The organism is Hyphomonas sp. UBA4505 (genome assembly GCF_002388685.1).
Classification (GTDB): Bacteria; Pseudomonadota; Alphaproteobacteria; order Caulobacterales; family Hyphomonadaceae; genus Hyphomonas.
On sequence record NZ_DGMZ01000012.1, the window covers coordinates 121,545 to 142,953 of the forward strand.

The window sequence follows — 21,409 nt, forward strand, 5'->3', positions numbered from 1 at the left end:
TCACCATAGAGGCTTGTCCCATCAGGGCAATTGCAGCGCGCAGCCTTTGTCAGGCCAAGGGCTGCACGGCCTCCAGCACGGCGAGCAACAGGTCTTCCCCGGCAAGAGACTCTGCCTCGTCGCAAACCTGATGCGGGCGGCATTTATCGCGGGCCAGATCAAGCAGAACGGGATGGATATAGGACGATTTGGCGATTGCAGGTGTGTTGCCGAGTACGTTGGCCGCGGCCTGGGTGATCGCCTTGATGGTGATGTCCTCTGCCTTGGTCAGGGCATCGACCGCGGCAACGCTGCCCTTCCATGTCCTGAAATCCTTGGCGGTAAAGGACAGGCCCAGTGTTTCCTGGATGTACGCGTTTACATCTTGCGCCGCGGGCCGGACCTTGCGCGAGCGGAAGAGGAACGCGCCGCGCTCGGCCATCAGACCATCCAGGGTCTTCGCCAACAATTTATCTTTCACAATGACGCGGCGCGGCGTGCCGCCCTTGCCCTTGTAGGCGCAAACGATCTTGTGGCCATCGATCTGGACATGCGACTTGCGCAGGCTGACCGCGCCATAAGTCTTGCGGCCCGACCGGCCGATGCGCAGCGCGCCCCGGTCCAGCAGGCGTACAATGGCGGCGAGGCGCAACGCGCGCGGACAATCCGAGTAAGTGAGATCATGACGCACGCGGCGGCGCAGTTCAGGCAAGGCATGCCCAAAGGCGATCAGGTCGTCAAACTTGGCCGAGTTGCGCGCGGCCGACCATGTGGGGTGATAGCGATACTGCAGTCGCCCCGCTTCGTCGCGTCCGGTGGCCTGGATGTGACCGCGTGGATGGGGACAGATCCATATCTCGTCCCAGGCCGGCGGCAGGACCAGCGCGCGGCATCGTTCGGCCCGCGTACCCTTCAGGGTCTGGCCCCTGTCGTCCTTGTAGGTAAAGCCTGTGCCGCACCGCCGCCGCGTCCAGCCGGGCTTGGATGGGTCTGACCGGACAAGGCCAATGGCCTCTGCCGTCACGCCTTCGCGGGAGAGCGTCTCCGGGTCTGAACTGAAGGGCATGGCGTGTCTCTCAGGTGAATACCCGGATCAACGATCCATCTGTCGAGACGGTTCCCGCGCCAGCATGTTTGGGCTGAGGCAGATTTCAGATAGGGTAGTTGGAGGGGAGAACACTATGAGAAATTTGTTTCTGATCGCCGCAGCGCTCGCGCTCATGTCTGGCTGCACCAATCTGAAAGAGGCAACTGAAACTTCGCCGACATACGATACCGAGTTTCCGCCAGCACTGAACGAGCTGAATTTTCAGAGCCATGGGAAGCGGCTCAACGGGCTGATCTATCTCGCTGAAGGCCCCGGCCCCCATCCCACCGTTCTGTTGCTGCATGGGTTTCCCGGCAACGAGAAAAATCTCGACTTGGCGCAGGACCTGCGCGCGGACGGCTTCAACGTCTTGTTCTTTCACTATCGCGGCGCATGGGGCAGCGAGGGAACATTCTCATTCACGCATGTGATCGAAGATGTGGCCGCCGCGACGGCCTTCCTGCGAGCCAATGCGGAGACCTATCGCACCCATCCGGACAAGCTGATCCTGATCGGGCACTCCATGGGCGGCTTCGCAGCCCTCGCCGCGGGCGCGAAGGATGAAACCATTGCCTGCACCGCTGGGCTGGCTCCTGCGAATTTCGGTGTCGTGGCGAATGTTCTCGCGGCAGATCCGGACAGGAAAGCGGGCTTTATCGCCTATGGCGATTCCCTGCAGATGCTGGCGGGAACAGATGGCACGCGCATGGTCAGCGAACTGATCGACAATCGCGAGGCTTTTGATGCTCTCACTTATACGCCAAATTATGCCGGGCGGTCGGTGCTGATTGTTGGAGCAGACAAGGATGAAGCCGTGCCGTTGGACGCCATCATCAAGCCGCTGATCGCGGCCTACGAAGCAGAGCCGGGTGTCGATGCAACCAGTGCAATCCTGTCGGGCGATCATTCGTTCTCGTGGTCACGAGATGCGCTGATCGACACGGTGCTGAACTGGGCGGAAGGCTGCCGCTAATTCGGGCGGTGCTCGTCGGCGTCGCCGCTCCAGAAGCGTTTGATGCGGCCGAGGAAGCCTTCGCTTTCCGGGTGGCAATCGGCGCCGGTGCAGTCGCAGAATTCGCGCAGCAGTTCTTTCTGGCGGGCGGTCATGTTGCGCGGGGTTTCCACGAACATTTCCACGAACAGGTCGCCGGTATGGCCTGACTGGCGCACCGAGGGCATGCCCTTGCCACGCAGACGCAGTTTGCGGCCGGTCTGGGCGCCTTCCGGCACCACGACGCGGGCACGGCCGCCATCAATGGTCGGGATTTCGATTTCGCCGCCAAGTGCAGCCGTCGCCATGGGCACGGGCGCACGGCAATAGAGGTTCGGGCCGTCGCGTTCGAAGATGTCATGCTCGACGACATCGACGAAGATGTAGAGGTCGCCGCTCGGCCCGCCCTGATCGCCAGGCTCACCTTCGCCGGACAGGCGGATGCGCATACCGCTTTCGACGCCAGCCGGGATTTTCACCTGGAGCTTGCGCTCCTCGCGAACCTGCCCTGCGCCGCCACATTCCTTACAGGGCTTCTTGATGATCTTTCCCTTGCCGGAACACCGCACACAGGTGCGCTCCATCGTGAAGAAGCCTTGCTGGGCGCGCACGCGGCCATGGCCGTCACAGGTCTCGCAGGTTTCCGGCTTGGTGCCGGGCGCTGCGCCGGAGCCGTCACAGCCTGTACATGGCACGGCCTGGGGCACGTGAATGGTTTCTTCCTTGCCGGCCCACGCTTCAGCCAGAGTGATTTCCAGATCATAGCGCAAATCTGCACCGCGCTGTGGCCCGCCACGGCGACGTCCACCGCCAAAGCCACCTGCTCCGAAGACCTGGCTGAACAGGTCGGAGAAGATATCGTCCGGATTGCCGCCCTGGCCGAACGGGTTACCCCCGCCCCCGCCGCCATTTTCAAAGGCGGCATGGCCAAACCGGTCATAGGCACCACGCTTCTGAGCATCGCTCAGGACCGCATAGGCTTCGCCCACTTCCTTGAATTTCTCTTCGGCTTCAGGATTCCCGGCATTCTGGTCCGGATGATACTTCATCGCCAGCTTGCGGTAGGCGGACTTGAGTTGCTTCTCGTCCGCATCCTTGGATACGCCCAAAATCTCGTAATAGTCGCGCTTGCTCATGGAATGGCTATCGTCTTCCAGAATTGTCTCAGATCAGCCGCACATGTGGGGGACGTGACCGGCCGGTGCAAGGGAATGTCACAGGTCGCGCCACGTAATGATCAGGCTCAGCTTGGGCCGGTCTGGCCTGTGGGAAAGGACTGAACGCCCCCTTCGACGAGTTCAGGGCCACCGGGCTGGATCTGCATGACCGCCAAGCCGCGCTCGGACGTGCCGTCAATGCGGAAGCGGAACAGGCCATTTACTCCGAAAAAGCCGTCCGGATCGGTCACGCCGCCATAGGTCAGACTGTCATCTGCGGCGAGGCGAACGGTCAATGCGGCTGCATCATAGGCCAGTGCAGCCAGATCGGTTGGCGCGCGCCCATAGATCCGACGATAGGTTTCGGTGAAGGCACTCTTGTTGCCGGGGTCTGTGGCAGCATAATAGCCGCCGCGCAGGGTCGGTTCGCGCCAGATGCTGGAATCGTCCCAATAAGAGGTGCCGATCAGCTTCAATTGGCGCATATCGACGCCGTTGTAAGGCAGCAACGGTGCTACCGAGAGCAATTTGACGCCTCGTTCAGGGATCATCACAGCCACGCGGCCGGGACGGTCGGCCAGTTCAGATTTGAGAACGCTGGCGATCTGGCGCGCTTCGGCGCCTGCTCCACTATCCTCGCCATAGAAGGCTGAGGCGGCCATGACGGCGCCAAGCCGGGAGGCTTCAAACCGCATCGCGGCCTCGACCTGACGCCCGTAATCCGAACGTGGGCCAAGGAAAACAAACGTGTCCACGCCGCGCGCGGCCACATATTCCATGACGCGGCGGACTTCCTCGTCCGGCGAGATGGAGGCGAGATAGGCTCCGCCACCAGCCGCAGACCGGTCATTGGAGAAGGCAATGACGGGAATATCTTCCTCGCGCGCCATTTCACGCACGGTTTTCACGTTTGCGCCAAAGAGCGGGCCAAGGATTACATCCACTTTGTCTTCAAAGGCTTCGTCCGTGCGGGCCTCGGCCACGGAGGTCTTGCCGGCGGTATCCTTCGGGATAATCAGGAAATCCTTGTCGGCATATTCAAACAGGGCAAGTTCGATCCCTGCCAACATGCTTTCCGCCTCGGCGCGGACATTGGCGTTCGGATGAGAAAAGGGCAGCAGCACGGCGGCCCGCTTGATCTCACGTCCCTGCATGAAGGGTGGGGTCAAGCCACGGTCGCCTCGGCCGCGCGTTGCGTCGCCCAAATCTTCCATGTCGCCAATTTCGATTTCTTCGCCCGGTATGTCGCCCAAGTCGCGCGGCACGCCCGTAACAGGCTCCTCGCGGGGCTGTCCGGTGCCGATGGGCACTGGTTGGCGAGCAGGCGCTGTGGCACAGGCGGTCGCCAGAAGCAGCGATGCCAACAGAAGACTTGGCGCGGGAAGCTTCCTGAGCAATGGTTGAAGCAATGTCATCTCCTGATCCTTCTGACTCCGGGGCGATTCCCGCCGCTGGCGACTCTAGGCGCGGTCTCCCCAAGGGGCAACCGGCTGTATCTCTGGATCCGGGCCTGTATGTGGTTTCCACCCCGATCGGTAATCTGCGCGACATCACCCTGCGCGCGCTGGACGTGCTGACCGCTGCCGATGAAGTGCTGGCAGAGGACACACGCGTCGCTGGAAAGCTGATGTCTGCCTATGGCCTTAAGGCTCGCCTCAGCCCCTATCATGACCATAATGGGGCGGAACGGAGACCGGGCCTGATACGGGCACTTCAAGGCGGCGCGAAGATCGCGCTGATTTCCGACGCTGGCACGCCGCTTGTTTCCGATCCGGGCTGGAAACTGGCGCACGAGGCACTGGAGGCTGGCGTAAAGGTCATCCCCATTCCGGGCGCCTCGGCCATGCTGGCGGGATTGGTCGCCAGCGGCCTGCCAAGTGACAAATTCCTTTTCGCAGGCTTCCTGCCGCCAAAATCCGGTGCGCGCAAATCAGCCGCCGAAGCGCTGAAAGCCGTGCCGGGAACGCTGATCTTCTATGAGAGTGGGCCGCGCCTTGCCGATGCGCTTGCAGACCTTGCCTCTGTGCTGGGGGACCGTGACGCGGCGGTGACGCGGGAATTGACCAAGATGTTCGAGGAAACCCGCCGAGGCACGCTTGCTGATTTGGCCACGCATTATGCCGAGTCCGGCCCGCCACGTGGCGAAATTGTATTGCTGGTCGGCCCGCCGGGCGAACATGAAGTCACGCCCCAACGCCTCGATGCGGCCCTGCGCGACGCACTGGATGGCCAGCCGACCAAGGCCGCAGCCAATGCCGTGGCCGAAGCGCTGGGTCTGCCGAAGCGCGACGTTTACCAGCGGGCGCTGCAACTGAAAGCCGATGGCTAAAGGGCGCGCCCCCAGCGCCAAGCGCACGGCTGCCGAAAAACGTGGCCGCGCGGGCGAGACACTTGCCGCCTTGTACCTCCGCTTCAAGGGCTATCGCATCCTCGCGCAACGCGTGCGCACGCCGGTTGGCGAGATTGATCTGATTGCGGAGAAATCCGGCATAGTTGCTTTTGTCGAAGTAAAGGCACGTCGGCGAGCAAACGCAGCGCTCGGCGCCGTGACACTTCATGCCTGGAATCGAATTTCCCGCGCGGCCGACCATTGGATGGCCAAGCATCCCCGCTATTCAGACCATGGCTGGCGATACGACATCATTGCCATCGCGCCGAGTCGCCTGCCCGTTCATCTGCGCGATGCGTGGCGGCCGGGGCTGGCCTAGGCTTTGGGCTGGGGCTTCGCACGCTTACGATAGACGCGCGTTAGCGGGCTTTTTGCCATCGGAATGAAGCGAGTTTTCTTGCCGACGATGCTTGGGCGGTTGATGCCTATGCGCAGAAGACTGAACACGGCCAAAACGAGATAGACACCCGAGATATACCAGAACAGTGCGGCCGGATGAAATGCGCTCATCACGAGAGCGCCGACCAGAGCGCCGATCACCGATCCAACCCCATAGAGCAGGAGCAGGCCACCACTCGTGGCGACGGCCTTGCCGAGCGCGGAATGGTCATTGGCATGCGCAGCGCAAATGCCGAAGACGGGTATGATGAAAGCGCCAAACAGGAAGCTGAAGCCAAGCAAGGCGTTTTGGGACAGGCCAGCAAAGCTTGCCAACAATGCCGAAGCCCCTGCGCCGAGCAGCGAGCTGCCCACGATCACGAAACGCCGGTCTACCTTGTCAGAGAGCGAGCCCATGGGGAACTGGAACAAGCCTGCTCCGATGATCGCGGCACTCATGAAGGCTGCGATCATGGCCGAGCCATACCCAATTTCCTGCACATAGACCGGTGCCATGCCCCAGAAAGCGGCATTGGCGAGTCCGGCGGCAGCTGCACCGACGGCGCCGACGGGCGAGACGCGATAAAGCTGAACAATGTCGAGCTTCGCCGTCTCCAGCGGTGCAGGCGAATCCGAGCGCGTCAGCGCCACCGGGACGAGCGCGATGGAGATCAGGATGGAAACCAGAACGAACAGCTGGAAGCCCGAAGGCGGGGCAATCGCGAGCAGGCCGTTGCCGATGGTCACGGCGCCAAGATCGACAATGCGATAGACTGACAGCACCTTGCCGCGGTTCTCGTTCGTCGCGCGCTCATTGATCCAGCTTTCCAGCACCATGGTCAGCCCCGCAAAGCTGAAGCCTGTAATGAAGCGCAAAACGGCCCATGGCGTGGCATCGACGAACAGGATATGCGCCAGCGCACTGGACGACGCGATCGAGGCGAGTGCCACAAAGGCCCGGATATGCCCTACGCCCTTGATCATGCCAGGCACGAAGCGGCAACCGAGGATGAAGCCGGCATAATAGGCTGAGGCCAGAAGACCGATGATTGCGGTCGGGAAGCCTTCCAGGTCGCCGCGCACAGACAGGAGTGTGCTCTGCAAGCCATTGCCGGCATAGAGGATGGCAGCAGCAAACAGCAGGGCAGCGATGGCGGAGATAGACTTGAACATTCCAGCCTCCAGGGCGTGCTGGGATTTCAGGGAGGGCGAGCCGTCTTCAGGCTAACCCGATGCAGAAAAGTGTGTTCCGATCGCGCCTGTAGAAACCTCCACTGCTACTGTCAACCAAGCCTGAGCCGCGCATCTGCGCAAGGCGGAATCCCCCGCCTACTCGGTCAAAGTCGGCGCCGCTGCGAAGGGCTCGATTCCGAATGAAGGATATATTTCGCTCGGGAAATAGACCGTGCCATCCTTCACAACCATGGAGATGGTCTTGATCGCTTTCAGGTCCGCTGTTGGGTCACCTGGAACAAGAAAGAAATCGGCCAGCTTGCCGGGCGCGATGGACCCAAGCTCGTCCGACTGTCCCACATATTCGGCCATACCATGGCTGGCCCAGGCGAGGATTTCAGGCGCTGTCATGCCGACCTGCTGATAAAGCTCAAGTTCGCGGTGATAGACGAAGGATCCGCCCATATCCGTTCCCGGAACGAGCAGGATGCCCGCCTCATGCATCGCGGTGACCGTTTCGATGATCTTGTCGAAGGCCTGCCAGTAGGCCGCGTCATCCTCGGGAGAGGAAATATCGGCCCATGCTGTCTTGGCCGAACGCTGCACGCCAACCGGCATGTGATCGATATAGTCGACCACACCCGCCCGGAGCTGGCCATTGCGAGACCTGAGCAGAGCTTCATGGATGGCGAGGGTCGGATCAATCGCGGTTTCATGCTCCGCCATGGCATTGATCGTTGCCTGTACCTTTGGATCACTGATCTCCAGGGATGGGAGACGCTTCAACGCGGTCAGGCGCAGCAAGGTGCGCGTGTCTTCACCCTCGTCCAGCACCCAGCCCAGCATGACCTGATTGATATGGGTCATCTCGTCATAGCCTGCAGCAATCATCTGGTCGGCATTGGAGAAGGCCGGCACATGCCCGGCCACTTTCAAGCCGAGGCGGCGCGCTTCTGCGACCATGGCCGGCACCCATTCGCCTTTCATGGAATTGTAGATCTTGATCTGATGGAATTCTCCACCGCCATACTCGCGAACGGCTTCGAGCGCCTCCTCCTCACTCGATACGAGTGTGCCATTGTTGGAGCTGAACGGGCTCTTTCCTTCGATGAACCCGCTGCGGATGATACGCGGACCGGCGAGACGCCCGGACTGAATATTTTCATTCAGCTCACTGAGCACGTCGTTGTTGTTGCCCATGTCCCGGACGGACGTCACCCCCGCAGCGATGTTGAGCAGCGCGCTATTCTGACCGAGATGCCCGTGCATTTCATAAAGGCCCGCCACCAGCGTGCCGCCATCGCCATCAATTAGCACTTCGCCTTCTAAGCGCGTATCCGGGGCGTCGATCGACCGGATCCGATTGCCTTCGAATATGACCGAGACCGAATCCGTCACGGCCAGTGTCTCCGGGTCGAACACGCGGACATCCGCAATGCGGACGGGCGCGTCGTAATTGTGCGCCGTTTCAGCCTGGATATTCTCAAACCGCTTGGCGGAATACTCGACCGACCGGGCGCGCAGCATTTCATCATGCGTTTCCAGACCGTCCCGCAAGATGGCAAAGCGCGGCGAAATAACGCCCACAAACGCATCACTCGAATCCATCAGAATGTAAGTCGGGTTCAACTCGATCCCGGACAGTGCGTAAGCGCTGATCGCCACATCTCCTTCCGGCCCGGCGACGGTCAGGTCCTCCATCTTTTCAAGCTGAAGTGTACCGCCAGGCAAAACACCAACGGATTGATCGGCATCTGCCATCAGTATCCGGGCATAAAGCCACAGGGCGTAAGGGCTGGCATTCTGGGCCACGTAGAGCGTCGCCGAATCAAGCGTGCGGGAATCGCTGCCGGTCGCATCTGTCCACCTCGCCTCAAGGCCATCCTGTGAGAAGGACTCCTCTACCTTGTTCCCAAACGTCGTCGCGCCGGTGATATCCCAGTCCACCGGCAGTCCGGACGAGTCCAGCGTTACCGTCTCGAGAAGGGTCGGGCCGCGACCATTGTTGCGGTACTCAAAGTCCACCTTGGTCACACCGCCGGAATGGTCGACATTCAGGTGGCCGATCTCGGTTCCCGAAACGAACACTTTGAACGCTTCTGTCCCGGTCAAGGCTGGTAACGGCGCGGCGGTGGACACAACTTCTGGCGTGGCCGCGACGACGGGCGCCGTCTCAGCCACCGGCTTCGCACAGCCGACCGCCAGCAGGCCGAGAATTGATGATGCCAATAGTGTTGTCCTGATACCCATGTCGCGCTCCCTTTTGTCCAGTCCTAGCCGGGGAACACCGGGCCCCACAAGGTTCATTCAATGGCGGCGCATGTGCCGCACCCCGTATTTCCCCTGATTGCGGCCTGCGCCGCTGCCCCAGACACTGGCCATCCGCTCGAAACACAGGAGAGCGACATGGACGGAAATTTTCCAGCTCCCGACCTTGTGGAAGGTCAAGCCGACGCCGCCTTCCGCGCCGAGGTGGATGCATTTCTCGACGCTGAACTGACCGAGGAACTGCGTGCCGCCGGTCGGGAAACCACCGGGCTGAAATCGCCGCGCTGGGCCTGCGAGGCTTGGCGCAAGCGGCTAAACGCGCGGGGCTGGTTTGCTCCCTCATGGCCTGTTGAATATGGCGGCGCAGGCTGGAGCGCCGAACAACGGCTCTATTTCGAAAATGCCTCAGCGGCCCGCGATGCGCCCATTGTTATGAATTCCGGTGTACGCACGATTGGTCCGCTGATCATTGCCGAAGGCTCAGACGAACAGAAAGCGCACTACCTGCCCGCCATCCTGAATGGCGAGCACGAATGGTGCCAAGGCTTTTCTGAGCCCCAGGCCGGGTCAGACTTGAGCGCGCTTGCCCTGCGTGCGACCCGTGACGGTGACGAATTTGTGTTGAACGGCACCAAAGTCTGGACGAGCTTTGCCCAATACGCCACCCACATGTTCCTGCTGGCACGATCCAGGCCGGGCAGCACGGGTCGTGGCGGACTTGTCTTCCTGCTGGTGGAAATGAATCGACCCGGAATCCGTATACGTCCGATCGAGTTCATTAGCGGCGAACAAGAGACAAATGAAGTTTTCTTCGACGATGTCCGCACTCCAGTCGCTGATCGGGTGGGCGAGATCGATGAGGGCTGGCCGGCAGCAAAAGCCTTGATGGCGATTGCCCGCTCCAACAACACAACGACCGGCCTGCTGAGACGGGCCTTGCGAGCAGCAGCGCGTGGGGTGGCTGGAAACGCGTCATCACAGCAGTTGCTGGAACTGGCCATGAGAGTTGATGCCTTCGAAGCCCTTGAGGCGCGCGCCGCCGACGGCGAGATACCCATCAGCGCCGCGGCGACATCGTCGATCCTGAAACTGCTCGCGACGGAATTGCATCAGGCCATCACCAAAGTCGGGCTCGACCTGTCACCGAACAGCCAGTTCGCGCAGGCAAAATATCTCTCCACGCGCGCCGCGACGATCTATTCCGGCACGAGCGAAGTGCACCGAAACATTCTGGCCCATGCCATTGGCTGTCCCTAGTCCTCGGCGTCCACTTCCATGATGTCTGCCATTGGGAGGCCGGCCGCAGCTATGCCGACATTGCCACATTCTTCATCGAAAACGGACGGCGCACCGGAAACGCCGACGCCGCCGATCAACTCGCCGCCTTCCAGGTGGATCGGCAGTCCGCCACGCCAATTGGCCACGTCTCCCGGGCCAATGCCCCACTCTGCGGTCATGGCCGTGGCATAGCCGTATTTGCCAGCTGACTTACCTTTCCACATGGCAATGTCGGACACGCCTGCGGATGCATCATCCATGCGCGCAAAGGCCCGCAAATTGCCGTGTTGGTCATAGACCGCGATCGCCACCGCCTGCGCATTGGCTTCGGCATGATCGATACACGCCGTAACAATCGTGCCAGCGGTTTCGAGCCCCATTGTGGGCTTGGCGTCCTGAGCCTGCGCGACCAGTCCGGCGGCGGCAAACAGTGTGGCCGTAATCAGTGTTCGGCGCATGATGCGTCCCTCCCTTTGTGTGGAAGGCAACGCTAGACGGGGACGACCGGCTTGGCCAGATGGAATTCAAACGAGCGCGTCATCTTTCGACTTGGCGCGCGCCGCAATCCCATCATAGACAAACTCCTCGCCGTCCAGATCGATGAGCGGCATCTCGTCTTTCTCGCGCCAGTAATCCTGCGAGTGTTGCCAGATGTCATGCGCGCCACGTTTGGGCATCAAGTGAAGTGATCGCATCATGTAGCCAGGATTGAAATTGTCCGTATCCATCCAGGGCAGGATATCCGTCCCCTTGTCTTCCTCGCGCAATTCGACACGCACTTCCTTTGCACCGATATCATCCATATGCTTCAGCATACGGCTGATAAAATCCCCCATAAGATCCACACGCAACGTCCAGCTGGCGCGGAAATAGCCAAACACCCATGCCATGTTGGGCACGCCGGTGAACATCATACCGCGATAGGTAACCGTCTGGCTGAAGTCGATGGGCGCTCCATCTTTGGAAAACGGGATGTCTCCCAAGACCGACAGGTTGAAGCCCGTCGCCGTGATGATGATGTCAGCCTCATGCTCTTCGCCCGATTTCACCAGGATGCCCTTTTCAGTGAAGTGATCGATATGATCGGTGACGACGCTGGCCTTGCCACTTGCGATGCCCTGGAACAGGTCCCCATCGGGCACAAAGGCGATGCGCTGTTGCCACGGGCGATAGTGTGGCGTGAAGTGCGGATCGATCGGGTAGTGAGGCCCAAGGAATTCGCGCACACCCTTGAGCAACTCGGCTCGCACAAGATCCGGCTGTTCCTCTGCCAGGTTCATGAACTTCGTCTGATCAAACAGGACCCGGCGGCGGATGATCTGGTGGATCCATGCCGGATCAACATTTTGCTCGCGCAGGGCATCCGCCAGCTCATTCACATTGCGGCCGGGCGTGAAATAGGTCGGCGAGCGCTGCAATAGCGTGACATGTTCGCAATCCTCGGCGATGGCAGGCACGATTGTCGCTGCCGTGGCGCCGGAACCGATGCAGATAACTTTCTTGCCTTTGAGATCGACATCTTCTGGCCAGGTCTGGGGGTGGATGATCTGCCCCCGGAAGTCCTCCATGCCGTCCCATTCGGGCGTGTAGCCCTTCTGATGATTGTAGTAGCCTTGGCACATCCAGAGAAAGTTTGCGGTGAAAGTCTGCGTGTCGCCCGTATCTTCGCGCTTGGCGGTTACCGTCCAGAGCTTGTCACGGGATGACCAGTCGGCACCGATGATCCGGTGATTATACCGGATGTGGCGATCCAGACCGTTCTCCTCGATCACTTCGCCCATATACGTCATGATCTCTTGCGCCGCCGCGATGGGCGCACCGGTCCACGGCTTGAAACGGTAGCCGAACGTATAGAGGTCACTGTCTGAGCGGATACCGGGATAGGTATGCGTGCGCCATGTACCACCGAAGCCGCCCTGGGCTTCAAGCACGCAGAAACTCTTGTCCGGGCTCTGGTGTTGCATGTGCCATGCTGCGCCGACGCCCGAAATCCCTGCGCCAATGATCAGCACGTCAAAATGATCTGCGGGCATGGCGGCGGGCGATGTGGGCATGATTTCCTCCGGAGTGCCGGGCCTTTTTGTCTAGCCCTGATCTTGCTGACTTCATTGAACCAGCTTGTTGATCTCATATCACTCAGGAATAGCCCCTATTGTAAGGCGTGACCTCGCGGCAGGGCGCGTGCTGCAGGCGGTGCCTTCACCTCGCCCAATTCCTTCGGCATTTAGCTTGCTGGAAACCCGAATTCAGGTATCTGGAAAACATGGCGAAGACACCACGCAAAACGCCCAAAAAGGCGGCCAAGACGGGCGGATCGCAGGCGATTAATGTGCCGCGGTCACGCTTTGGCTTTCTCGGCACACGTGCTGGCCGTTACCTGATGCTGTTCATCCTTGTCGTGATGCTGATTGGCGCTGGGTGGGCCTTCTGGAAATGGCGTTCGCTTTATTTTGGCATGCCGAGCCTGCCGCCGGTCGCTGAGCTGTGGGACGCCAAGCGTGAAGCCGCGATCGAATTCGTTGACCGCGATGGCAACACACTGGACGTGCGTGGGCCGCGCTATGGCCGCGCGACTGATATTAACCGCCTGCCCCCGCACGTGCCGCAAGCCTTCATCGCCGCCGAAGACAAGCGCTTCTACGAGCATGATGGGGCAGACGACGCCGCCATCGCACGTGCAGCCTGGTCGAACATGCGCGCCGGGGAGACCGTGTCCGGTGCGTCCACGATCACCCAACAGCTCATCAAGAACCTTGTTCTGGACAGCCGTCAGACCATGTCCCGCAAGGCGCAGGAAATGAAACTGGCGCGCGAACTCGAAAAGAAGCTCGGCAAGGACGAAATTCTCACGCTCTATCTGAACCGGGTCTATTTCGGCGCCGGCCTTTATGGGATCGACGCGGCCTCACGCTATTATTTCGGCAAGCCACCGGAAGACTTGTCCATACCGGAAGCTGCCATTCTGGCTGCGCTGCCCAAGGCACCGTCGAAACTGAACTTGCGGGAGAACCTGGAAGGCGCCAAGTCACGCCAGCTCTATGTTCTGGAACAAATGGCCGATCTTGGCTTCATCACGGCCGATGAAGTGACCGACGCCATTGAGACCGACATCACCATCATCGACGCGCCCGCCTATGATCCCCAACTTGGCTATGTGATGGACACGGTTGCCGACCGGGTGAAGCTTATGCTGCCGCGGCCACCGGGTGATATGGTGGTGACCCTGTCGCTCGATATCGAGATGCAGGACAAGATACGCGCAAAGCTGGACGCGCGCATGGAGAAAGATGGCAAGGACGCAAAAGCGAGCCAGGCCTCTGCCCTCGTCATCGACCGCGATGGTCGCGTTGTGGCGCTGGTCGGCGGGCGCGATTTCACCGAGTCAGAATTCAACCGTGTGACGCAAGCCAAGCGTCAGCCGGGCTCCAGTTTCAAGCCCTTTGTCTATGCCGCGGCGCTGGAGAATGGTTATTCACCCTATGACGTATTCGAGGATGCCCCGCTCGCCATTGGCAAATGGCAACCCGAAAACTATGGCGGCGGCTTCCTGGGGCCCATGACATTGAGCGAGGCCATGGCGCGCTCAACCAATACGATTGCCGCTGAACTGACGCAGGAAGCCAGCGAAGAAAGCGTCATCAATATTGCACGTCGCTTTGGCATCACGACGCCGCTGCAGCCGTTCCCCTCCATTGCGCTGGGCAGCCAGGAAGTTTCATTGTGGGAAATCACCCGCGCATTTGGCACGTTCCAGTCGGGCGGGCTGCGCATGGATCCGTGGCTGATCGAGAAGATCGAAAATTCGCGCGGCGATGTGCTCTACACGCGTCCCGATTATAATCGGGACCGGGTCTATGATCATGAGCTTGCCAAGGAAATGAACGGCATGCTCGCCCGCGTCGTCAATGCCAGGTTCGGAACCGGCCGCCGTGCGCGGTTTGGCAACTGGATGGTCGCCGGCAAGACCGGCACCAGCCAGGACTGGCGCGATGCCTGGTTCATCGGATTCACCAACGCATATGTCGGGGGCGTTTGGGTCGGCAATGATGATGACAGTCCCATGGCAAAGGTTTCCGGGGGCGGCCTGCCAGCCGATCTCTGGTCGGACATCATGGAAATCGCCCATGCGGGAATGCCGCCAGAGCCCCTGCTTGGCGCAGAAGCGGGCATTGAAATGAGCGAAGCCGCCGAAGAACGCGTAACCTTCTATCGCGGGATGGCTCAGGCGTTTGGTACAGCGTCAAGCTCGCGCAGCGGAACCAGCAACGGCGTGCGGATCATCCGCCAATAGATGCGGTATGATGGCCGGGACTTTCCCGCGCCGGACAAACCCATTAAAGACCGCGCATGTTTGATACTGCTGTCTATGAAACCCTGATGCTGGCCCTTGATGACGGGGCCGTAACCTTGCCCGATGAGGGGCCGATCCTGTTCCTGCGCGCAGAGCTGTCTCCGCATCTCGCGCGCCTCCCGAAAGAGCGCCTTGTCTGCCAGAACAGTTTCAAGCCGGATCATGAGGCACTGGAGGCTGCCGGGTTTGATGTCCTGCCGCCCGAGACCGAGACCTTCCCGGCCACACAGCTGACCCTGCTCCTGCCACCTCGCCAGAAGGATGAGACACGCGCCCTATTCGCCCGCGCCCTGCGCGACGCGCCGGAGGGCGGCGTGATCCTCGCCTGCCTGCCCAACACGCTCGGCTCCAAGACGATCGAGAAACTGCTGCGCGAGATCGCTGGCGAGACAGAGGCGCTTTCAAAGAACAAGTGCCGCGCCTTCTGGACCGTCAAAAACAGCTCACAGATAAATACCGACCTGGTGGAAGAGTGGATCGCGCGCGATGCACCGCAGGAAATGGAAGCCGGTGTGTGGAGCCGCCCTGGCCTGTTCTCCTGGAACCGGATCGATGCAGGGTCTGAACTGCTTGCAGACAGCGTACCGGAAAACATTCGCGGGCGCGGCGCAGATTTTGGCGGAGGCCAGGGATTCCTGTCCCGCGAGATCCTCCAGCATTGCCGCCATGTCGAACACATGACCCTGCTGGAAGCTGAACATCGCGCCCTGCCCTGTATTGCGCAAACTCTATCCGGCTTTGAAAACTGGGACATGAAATGGGCAGATGCGACAAAAGAAGGTGGCAGCACACTGTACGATTTCATCGTAATGAACCCACCTTTCCATGTTGGTCGCGCCGATGCCGCATCGCTGGGTCAGGATTTCATACGTTCTGCCGCAAAGGCGCTCCGTGGCAGCGGGCAACTCTGGCTGGTTGCCAATCGTCACCTGCCCTATGAAGAAGTTCTTGGCGAATGTTTCAAGACGTTCGAAATGCTGGAAGACTCAGGCGGCTACAAGATTCTTCGTGCGGAAAAACCAAAGCGGAAGCGATGAAGCCTGATCGTCAGCTTGCAAAGTATTTGGCGAGCCTGGGCTATGGCAGCCGCAAGGAAATGGAGGCCGCGATCCGCGCAGGCCGCCTAACCGGCGCAGGCGATGATCTTCGCTTCGACGACGAACCGCTCGACCCGGCGCCCGGCATGGTGTTGATCATGAACAAGCCAGCGGGCTTTACCTGCTCGCGGGCCGACCAGGGCCGACTGGTCTATGAATTGCTTCCATCACGCTTCCTCCAACGCAGCCCGCCCCTCTCAACGATCGGGCGACTGGATGCAGACACGACAGGACTTTTGCTGTTCACGGATGATGGTAAACTGCTTCACAAACTGATCTCACCAAAATCAGCAACCGAGAAAACCTATGAGGCATCTCTGGCGCGCCCGCTGGAGGGTCATGAGGCAGAGCTGTTTGCCAGCGGCACGCTAATGTTGCGAGGTGAAGAGAAACCTCTATTGCCAGCGCGTCTCGAAGTCACCGGCGAGCGCTCGGCGCGCCTGACCATTACGGAAGGCCGATACCATCAGGTCCGCCGCATGTTTGCTGCCGCAGGCAATCACGTAGAGGCCCTACACCGCGCCAGCTTTGGCGCGCTGGAGCTTGGCGGTCTTCCGGAAGGCGAGTGGCGCGTGCTGGATGAAGACGGCCTTGCACGGCTTGGTGCATGAAAAACCCCGCACGTCCGAAGACGCGCGGGGCAAGTCGCCAGGGTCAGGGGCCTAGTTCTTGGTCAGACCCAGCGACTCGACCGTAGAGATGGTCAGGTAGCCAACCGGCAAATTGTTGGACCGCTGGTAGGATTCCATTGCGGTAAGCGTGGCCGGGCCGAATTCACCATCGACCGGGTTCGAATAGCCCGCATCGGAGAGCGCCTGCTGAACGCTGCGGATCTTGGACGAGGTCGCGTTGGTATCACAGAGGACTTCACGCCACTCCAGAGCGCCACCGCCGCTGACGACGCGCTTGTCGATCGTCTTGTATGTGGCTGGAACAACGAGGGTTTCCTCGCTGGCTGGCGTGACCAGTTTCTCGACAGTCACAGTATTGTAGACAGCCGGCACGATCTCTTCGACCACTTGTGCTTCTTCAACCACGACTTCCTTGGTCACGGTTTCGTAGGTGGCCGGAATGGTGCGGGTTTCCGTGCGCTCTGGCGAAAGGAGACGTGTGCGCGTCACGGTTTCGTACTCGGCTGGCACTTCGACACGGCACAGCAATTCGCCCGTGGAAACCCCATTGGATGACGCCGATGCGTCCGTCGCGCGACCGTACAAGCCATTGCCAGGCTTCCAGGTCGTGTAGGCTTCGCGGATGAGAACCTGCTCTGTATAGGTCTCATATTCTGCCGGAACGACGGTGGTTTCGATGCGCTCAGGTGCCACGAGCACCTGCTCGGTGACAGTCTCGTATGTCGCCGGGATAACGCGGATGTTCTTTGTTTCTTCCTTGACCAGAACCTGCTCGGTCACGGTCTCATAAGTTGCAGGAACCAGCTTGATTTCGGTGCTTTCCGGCCGGTCAACAACTTGTTCCGTCTGAACATTGATCTGCTCAGGAATCAAAACCCGCGCATAGCATGTACCCGGATCGGATGCCGGCGGATAATCGCTGGATTCAGCCGCAGATGCGGCGCCCACAAGCGTGGCAACAGCAACGGAGGCGATGAGAGTTTTCTTTGACATGATTTGTCCCCTATTCACACGCATAATTCGTTCTCGAATTAACGCGCACCAAGATAAGCCGGGGGAACGATTGTCTTGTCATGTGTCCCCCCAACACTTTGTCACCCGTCAGCCTGGCGATTAAGACGCCGGTGCTGAGGCAACGCGGACACAGATGAAAGTTTCGCAATGAACGCTACCTGAACGCCGACCGGATTTACTGCAATCGACTGCATTTCTTATTCCGCATCGCATACGGAAGGTAGAATTTTGCATGCGCAGAACGCGCATTCCGGAATGAACGGGGCCTTTGGTCAAACTTCACCAGTGAAGTTTTCGGGCGTCGGTTCTGGTCCAAAATCCTGCGGGCCCGTGCACCCAGACACCGCATGCGCCCCCTAGCGCGAACCTGTAGCACACGCTACATCGCGCCTATGGCACAGCCCCCATTGATCACCCTGAACGACCTTCGCCTCACCTTTGGCGGCAAGCCCCTGTTTACGGGGGTTAGCTTCTCCCTATCCAAGGGTGAACGAGTCGCGTTGGTCGGGCGAAATGGCGCCGGCAAGTCGACATTGATGAAAATCATCTCCGAAAGTGTCGAATCCGACAGCGGAGACGTCTGGCGTCAGCCTGGCATCACCTATGCCATCGTTTCCCAGGAACCGAGTCTGGCCGGATACGAGACGGTTCTGGACTATGTATCGGAAGGCCTAGAGGCCAGCTACATGGCCGAAGCGGAGCTGATGGAATTCGGCGTCGATGGCGCGGCAGACCCAACCACCCTGTCGGGAGGACAACAGCGCCGCGCGGCCCTTGCCAAAGCATTCGCGCGCGAGCCTGATGTCCTGTTGCTGGACGAACCGACCAACCATCTCGATGTGCCCATGATCGAAACACTGGAGCGTCGCCTCAAAGGTTTCAATGGCGTCGTCTTGTTGGTCAGCCACGACCGACGCTTCCTGGAGAATGTCTCGACCAACACACTCTGGCTGCGACAGGGCAAGGTACTGAAAAGCCCGGAAGGCTATTCCAAGTTCGATGAATGGGCCGAACAGGTCGAACAGGAAGAGGAACGCCAGCTTCGCCGCATGACGACACAGCTGAAAGATGAGCATCATTGGCTGGCGCGCGGCGTGACCGGGCGTCGCAAGCGCAACCAGGGCCGCCTCGCCCGGCTGAAACAGATGCGCGTGCAGCATGCCGAAATGCGTGGCGCGCTACAGGACCGCAAGAATACGGCCGACCTGTCAGTCTCCAGCGGTGATTCAATGAGCAAGAAGGTGATCGAGGCCAAGGGTCTGTCGAAGACCTTTGACACGCCAAACGGCCCGCTCATGATTGCCGAAGACCTTTCCCTGCGCATCCTGCGGGGCGACCGGATCGGCATCATCGGCCCGAACGGCGCAGGCAAGACAACACTGGTACGCCTGCTGTTGGGTGAAATCGAACCGGATGCGGGCAGTGTACGCCAGTCCAAGACGCTGGAAGTTACCTATCAGGACCAGACGCGCGACACGCTGAACCCGAAAGACACTGTCTGGGAAGCGCTCGCACCGGCGGGCGGTGACTCCATCATGGTGCAGGGCAACCAGCGCCATGTCGCCGCCTATGCCAAGGACTTCCTGTTCAAACCGGAACAGTTGCGTCAGCCCGTCGGCGCTCTCTCAGGCGGTGAGCGCAATCGGCTCGCGCTCGCCATTGGCCTCGCCAAATCATCCAACTTGATGGTGATGGACGAACCGACCAATGATCTCGACATGCAAACGCTGGAATTGCTGGAGGACATGCTGCTCTCCTATGACGGCACGCTGATCCTGGTCAGCCACGACAGGGCCTTTCTGGATGCCACGGTGACGAGTTGCCTCTGCCCCGTAGGCGACGGTAAATGGGTGGTCACCGCAGGCGGTTGGACCGATGCGCAGGATCAGCTGAAGCATTTCCGCCAGCAGGACGAGACCACCCAGAAATCCGAGAAGGCCAAAACTGAAACCGCGCGTCCGAAGCCGCAGAAGAAGCTCTCCTACAAGGACGAGCATCGCCAGAAAGAGATCAACGCGCTGATCCCGAAACTGCAGGCGGAGATCAAGACCCTCGAAGCCAAGATGGGCGACCCGGAGCTGTATACGCGCGACCCGGATGCGTTTGCGAAGGCATCGGCCCGGATAGGCGCTGCGCGGGATGAACTCGACATGATCGAAATGGAATGGCTGGAAATCGAGGAAAAACGCGAAAGCCTGTCCGGCGCCTGAACAACCTTTCCTTAAGACAGGCTGCCTAGGATTCGCCGACGATTGAGGGAGTCTTTCGAAATGCGCCTTTTTCCAGCCCTTTTGCTCGCCGCCTGCTTCAGCCTGCCTGTCATGGCCGACAGCCTGGAGGCTGAGCCGGCATCGGCTGAAGCGATACAAGCCACTCCGGGCCAGCAGCCTGGCATCTACCGCTTTGGCGCGACCTATGAATTTACAAACACCGCAAATGTCGATGACTGCCAACAGCTCTGCAATACGCGGTCTGCCTGTCTAGCCTGGAGCTACATAGCTGCACTCGATGAAGGCGCTTCGCGCTGTGAGCTTAAACGCGGCGTAGGTAAGGTAGAGCGCAATCCGCTCGCGACCTCCGGCCTGTCTTCCAGGCACGAAGATCGCCATCAGCCTGTGCTTGAAGTTCAGGAAGAATTACAGGGTGGATCGGACTTCGCCTCCCCGCCAAGCGACAAGCCGGAGCCGCTGACGGCACCAGACCCATCCTGAACGGGCAACCCTCCTCTAGGCGCGAATGAAATCTAGCAGGTCTGGATTGATGAGCTCAGAATGCGTTGTGCACATTCCGTGCGGCAAGCCCTCATAGATCTTCAGCACCGAACCCTCGACAAGGTCTGCGGCCTTGCGGGCAGTAAGGTCGAGCGGAACAATCTGGTCATCGTCCCCATGCATGATCAGTGTGGGCACCTTGAGAGCCTTCAGGTCTTCAGTGAAGTCCGTCTCGGAGAAGGCGGCGATACAGTCATAGTGCGCCTTTGCGCTACCCATCATGCCCTGACGCCACCAATTGTGGACCATTGCCTCCACCGTCTCGACATGATCCTGGTTGAATCCGAAAAACGGGCCGCTTGGGACATCGAGAAAAAAGCTGGCGCGATTGTCTGACAATTGCCTCCGGAAATCATCGAAGACGTCCATGGGTATGCCATCCGGATTGTCCGCCGTTTTCAGCATCAAGGGTGGGACCGCGCCAATCAACACGGCTTTGGCAGCCCGGTCCCCGCCATGTTGGGCCACATAACGCGCCACCACCCCGCCGCCTGTCGAATGTCCGACATGAACCACATTTGCCAGGTTCAGCGCTGTAACGAGGTCGTCCGTGTCCGCGGCATAGGTATCCATGTCGTTGCCAGTCCAGGTTTCCTGCGACCGGCCATGACCGCGGCGGTCCGCTGCGATCACCCGATAGCCCTCGGAGAGAAAGAACAGCATCTGATTGTCCCAGTCGTCAGCCGTCAAAGGCCAGCCATGATGGAACATGATGGGTGGCGCCTCGACCGGGGCCCAATCCCTGTAGAAGATCTCAGTCTCATCTCGCGTCTTGATATACGGCATGCTGATCTCCTTCCGTAATGACGGAAAGATACACCAGGATCGTGACATTCGATGCACT

The 21,409-nt window shown here is 60.1% G+C and carries 18 protein-coding genes; 9 read left to right on the forward strand and 9 right to left on the reverse strand.

Going from position 1 to position 21,409, the window contains the following annotated elements:
- Positions 1–49 precede the first annotated feature (49 nt).
- Positions 50–1,045 (reverse strand): DNA topoisomerase IB, encoded by a 996-nt coding sequence (locus B3527_RS09665; RefSeq protein WP_290479736.1) that lies wholly within the window; start codon positions 1,043–1,045, stop codon positions 50–52.
- 115 nt (positions 1,046–1,160) lie between these two features.
- Between B3527_RS09665 and B3527_RS09670 the strand changes: the two genes are divergently transcribed.
- Positions 1,161–2,039, forward strand: coding sequence for an alpha/beta hydrolase family protein (locus B3527_RS09670; RefSeq protein ID WP_290479737.1), 879 nt, complete (start codon positions 1,161–1,163; stop codon positions 2,037–2,039).
- Here the strand turns inward: B3527_RS09670 and dnaJ are convergent.
- Together dnaJ and B3527_RS09680 are read right to left on the reverse strand one after the other, a co-directional pair.
- Positions 2,036–3,193: a molecular chaperone DnaJ gene (gene dnaJ / locus B3527_RS09675; RefSeq protein WP_206991058.1), complete on the reverse strand. Its 1,158-nt coding sequence runs from the start codon at positions 3,191–3,193 to the stop codon at positions 2,036–2,038. The genes B3527_RS09670 and dnaJ overlap by 4 nt on opposite strands.
- A gap of 107 nt (positions 3,194–3,300) precedes the next feature.
- Positions 3,301–4,629 (reverse strand): penicillin-binding protein activator, encoded by a 1,329-nt coding sequence (locus B3527_RS09680; protein ID WP_290479738.1) that lies wholly within the window; start codon positions 4,627–4,629, stop codon positions 3,301–3,303.
- A 101-nt stretch (positions 4,630–4,730) separates the two neighbouring features.
- On the opposite strand from B3527_RS09680, the gene rsmI reads away from it, so the two are divergent.
- Together rsmI and B3527_RS09690 are read left to right on the forward strand one after the other, a co-directional pair.
- Positions 4,731–5,543 carry a 16S rRNA (cytidine(1402)-2'-O)-methyltransferase gene (gene rsmI / locus B3527_RS09685; RefSeq protein ID WP_242517360.1) on the forward strand — a complete coding sequence of 271 codons (813 nt, stop codon included), beginning with the start codon at positions 4,731–4,733 and terminating at the stop codon, positions 5,541–5,543.
- Positions 5,536–5,922 (forward strand): YraN family protein, encoded by a 387-nt coding sequence (locus B3527_RS09690; RefSeq protein ID WP_290479739.1) that lies wholly within the window; start codon positions 5,536–5,538, stop codon positions 5,920–5,922. Before rsmI ends, B3527_RS09690 begins: the two co-directional genes overlap by 8 nt.
- On the opposite strand, the gene B3527_RS09695 is transcribed toward B3527_RS09690, so the two are convergent.
- Positions 5,919–7,154: an MFS transporter gene (locus B3527_RS09695; RefSeq protein ID WP_206991062.1), complete on the reverse strand. Its 1,236-nt coding sequence runs from the start codon at positions 7,152–7,154 to the stop codon at positions 5,919–5,921. The two genes, B3527_RS09690 and B3527_RS09695, sit on opposite strands and share 4 nt — an antisense overlap.
- Positions 7,155–7,310: 156 nt before the next feature.
- Positions 7,311–9,404 (reverse strand): amidohydrolase family protein, encoded by a 2,094-nt coding sequence (locus B3527_RS09700; protein WP_290479740.1) that lies wholly within the window; start codon positions 9,402–9,404, stop codon positions 7,311–7,313.
- Positions 9,405–9,560: 156 nt separating this feature from the next.
- On the opposite strand from B3527_RS09700, the gene B3527_RS09705 reads away from it, so the two are divergent.
- On the forward strand, positions 9,561–10,679 hold the full coding sequence (locus B3527_RS09705) for an acyl-CoA dehydrogenase family protein (RefSeq protein ID WP_290479741.1): 1,119 nt from the start codon (positions 9,561–9,563) through the stop codon (positions 10,677–10,679).
- Here the strand turns inward: B3527_RS09705 and B3527_RS09710 are convergent.
- On the reverse strand, positions 10,676–11,158 hold the full coding sequence (locus B3527_RS09710) for a GlcG/HbpS family heme-binding protein (protein ID WP_206991065.1): 483 nt from the start codon (positions 11,156–11,158) through the stop codon (positions 10,676–10,678). The genes B3527_RS09705 and B3527_RS09710 overlap by 4 nt on opposite strands.
- A 66-nt stretch (positions 11,159–11,224) precedes the next feature.
- The gene (locus B3527_RS09715; protein WP_290479742.1) at positions 11,225–12,754 is read right to left on the reverse strand and encodes a flavin-containing monooxygenase; all 1,530 of its coding nucleotides are present in this window, start codon (positions 12,752–12,754) and stop codon (positions 11,225–11,227) included.
- A gap of 209 nt (positions 12,755–12,963) precedes the next feature.
- Here B3527_RS09715 and B3527_RS09720 point away from each other — a divergent pair, with 209 nt between their 5' ends.
- From B3527_RS09720 to B3527_RS09730, 3 genes are read left to right on the forward strand one after another with little or no spacing between them, the layout of a single operon-like run.
- Positions 12,964–14,991 (forward strand): transglycosylase domain-containing protein, encoded by a 2,028-nt coding sequence (locus B3527_RS09720; protein ID WP_290479743.1) that lies wholly within the window; start codon positions 12,964–12,966, stop codon positions 14,989–14,991.
- Positions 14,992–15,047: 56 nt separating this feature from the next.
- Positions 15,048–16,088 carry a class I SAM-dependent methyltransferase gene (locus B3527_RS09725; RefSeq protein WP_290479744.1) on the forward strand — a complete coding sequence of 347 codons (1,041 nt, stop codon included), beginning with the start codon at positions 15,048–15,050 and terminating at the stop codon, positions 16,086–16,088.
- Entirely contained in the window at positions 16,085–16,759 is a 675-nt protein-coding gene (locus tag B3527_RS09730) for a pseudouridine synthase (protein WP_290479745.1), read from the forward strand. The genes B3527_RS09725 and B3527_RS09730 overlap by 4 nt, the downstream gene beginning before the upstream one ends.
- Positions 16,760–16,810: 51 nt before the next feature.
- Here B3527_RS09730 and B3527_RS09735 read toward each other — a convergent pair whose 3' ends face one another.
- Positions 16,811–17,773 (reverse strand): peptidoglycan-binding domain-containing protein, encoded by a 963-nt coding sequence (locus B3527_RS09735; RefSeq protein WP_206991070.1) that lies wholly within the window; start codon positions 17,771–17,773, stop codon positions 16,811–16,813.
- Between the two features lie 404 nt (positions 17,774–18,177).
- Here B3527_RS09735 and B3527_RS09740 point away from each other — a divergent pair, with 404 nt between their 5' ends.
- Together B3527_RS09740 and B3527_RS09745 are read left to right on the forward strand one after the other, a co-directional pair.
- Complete coding sequence (locus B3527_RS09740) at positions 18,178–20,004, forward strand: ABC-F family ATP-binding cassette domain-containing protein (RefSeq protein ID WP_349677861.1); 1,827 nt, start codon at positions 18,178–18,180, stop codon at positions 20,002–20,004.
- 60 nt (positions 20,005–20,064) lie between these two features.
- Complete coding sequence (locus tag B3527_RS09745) at positions 20,065–20,505, forward strand: PAN domain-containing protein (protein ID WP_206991072.1); 441 nt, start codon at positions 20,065–20,067, stop codon at positions 20,503–20,505.
- Between the two features lie 15 nt (positions 20,506–20,520).
- Here B3527_RS09745 and B3527_RS09750 read toward each other — a convergent pair whose 3' ends face one another.
- Positions 20,521–21,351 (reverse strand): alpha/beta fold hydrolase, encoded by an 831-nt coding sequence (locus B3527_RS09750; RefSeq protein WP_290479747.1) that lies wholly within the window; start codon positions 21,349–21,351, stop codon positions 20,521–20,523.
- Positions 21,352–21,409 lie beyond the last annotated feature (58 nt).

Coding starts and splice junctions, on each gene's coding strand:
- B3527_RS09665 (WP_290479736.1), bottom strand. CDS start 1,045: ATGCCCTTCAGTTCAGACCCGGAGACGCTCTCCCGCGAAGGCGTGACG.
- B3527_RS09670 (WP_290479737.1), top strand. CDS start 1,161: ATGAGAAATTTGTTTCTGATCGCCGCAGCGCTCGCGCTCATGTCTGGC.
- dnaJ (WP_206991058.1), bottom strand. CDS start 3,193: ATGAGCAAGCGCGACTATTACGAGATTTTGGGCGTATCCAAGGATGCG.
- B3527_RS09680 (WP_290479738.1), bottom strand. CDS start 4,629: ATGACATTGCTTCAACCATTGCTCAGGAAGCTTCCCGCGCCAAGTCTT.
- B3527_RS09690 (WP_290479739.1), top strand. CDS start 5,536: ATGGCTAAAGGGCGCGCCCCCAGCGCCAAGCGCACGGCTGCCGAAAAA.
- B3527_RS09695 (WP_206991062.1), bottom strand. CDS start 7,154: ATGTTCAAGTCTATCTCCGCCATCGCTGCCCTGCTGTTTGCTGCTGCC.
- B3527_RS09700 (WP_290479740.1), bottom strand. CDS start 9,404: ATGGGTATCAGGACAACACTATTGGCATCATCAATTCTCGGCCTGCTG.
- B3527_RS09705 (WP_290479741.1), top strand. CDS start 9,561: ATGGACGGAAATTTTCCAGCTCCCGACCTTGTGGAAGGTCAAGCCGAC.
- B3527_RS09710 (WP_206991065.1), bottom strand. CDS start 11,158: ATGCGCCGAACACTGATTACGGCCACACTGTTTGCCGCCGCCGGACTG.
- B3527_RS09715 (WP_290479742.1), bottom strand. CDS start 12,754: ATGCCCACATCGCCCGCCGCCATGCCCGCAGATCATTTTGACGTGCTG.
- B3527_RS09720 (WP_290479743.1), top strand. CDS start 12,964: ATGGCGAAGACACCACGCAAAACGCCCAAAAAGGCGGCCAAGACGGGC.
- B3527_RS09725 (WP_290479744.1), top strand. CDS start 15,048: ATGTTTGATACTGCTGTCTATGAAACCCTGATGCTGGCCCTTGATGAC.
- B3527_RS09730 (WP_290479745.1), top strand. CDS start 16,085: ATGAAGCCTGATCGTCAGCTTGCAAAGTATTTGGCGAGCCTGGGCTAT.
- B3527_RS09735 (WP_206991070.1), bottom strand. CDS start 17,773: ATGTCAAAGAAAACTCTCATCGCCTCCGTTGCTGTTGCCACGCTTGTG.
- B3527_RS09745 (WP_206991072.1), top strand. CDS start 20,065: ATGCGCCTTTTTCCAGCCCTTTTGCTCGCCGCCTGCTTCAGCCTGCCT.
- B3527_RS09750 (WP_290479747.1), bottom strand. CDS start 21,351: ATGCCGTATATCAAGACGCGAGATGAGACTGAGATCTTCTACAGGGAT.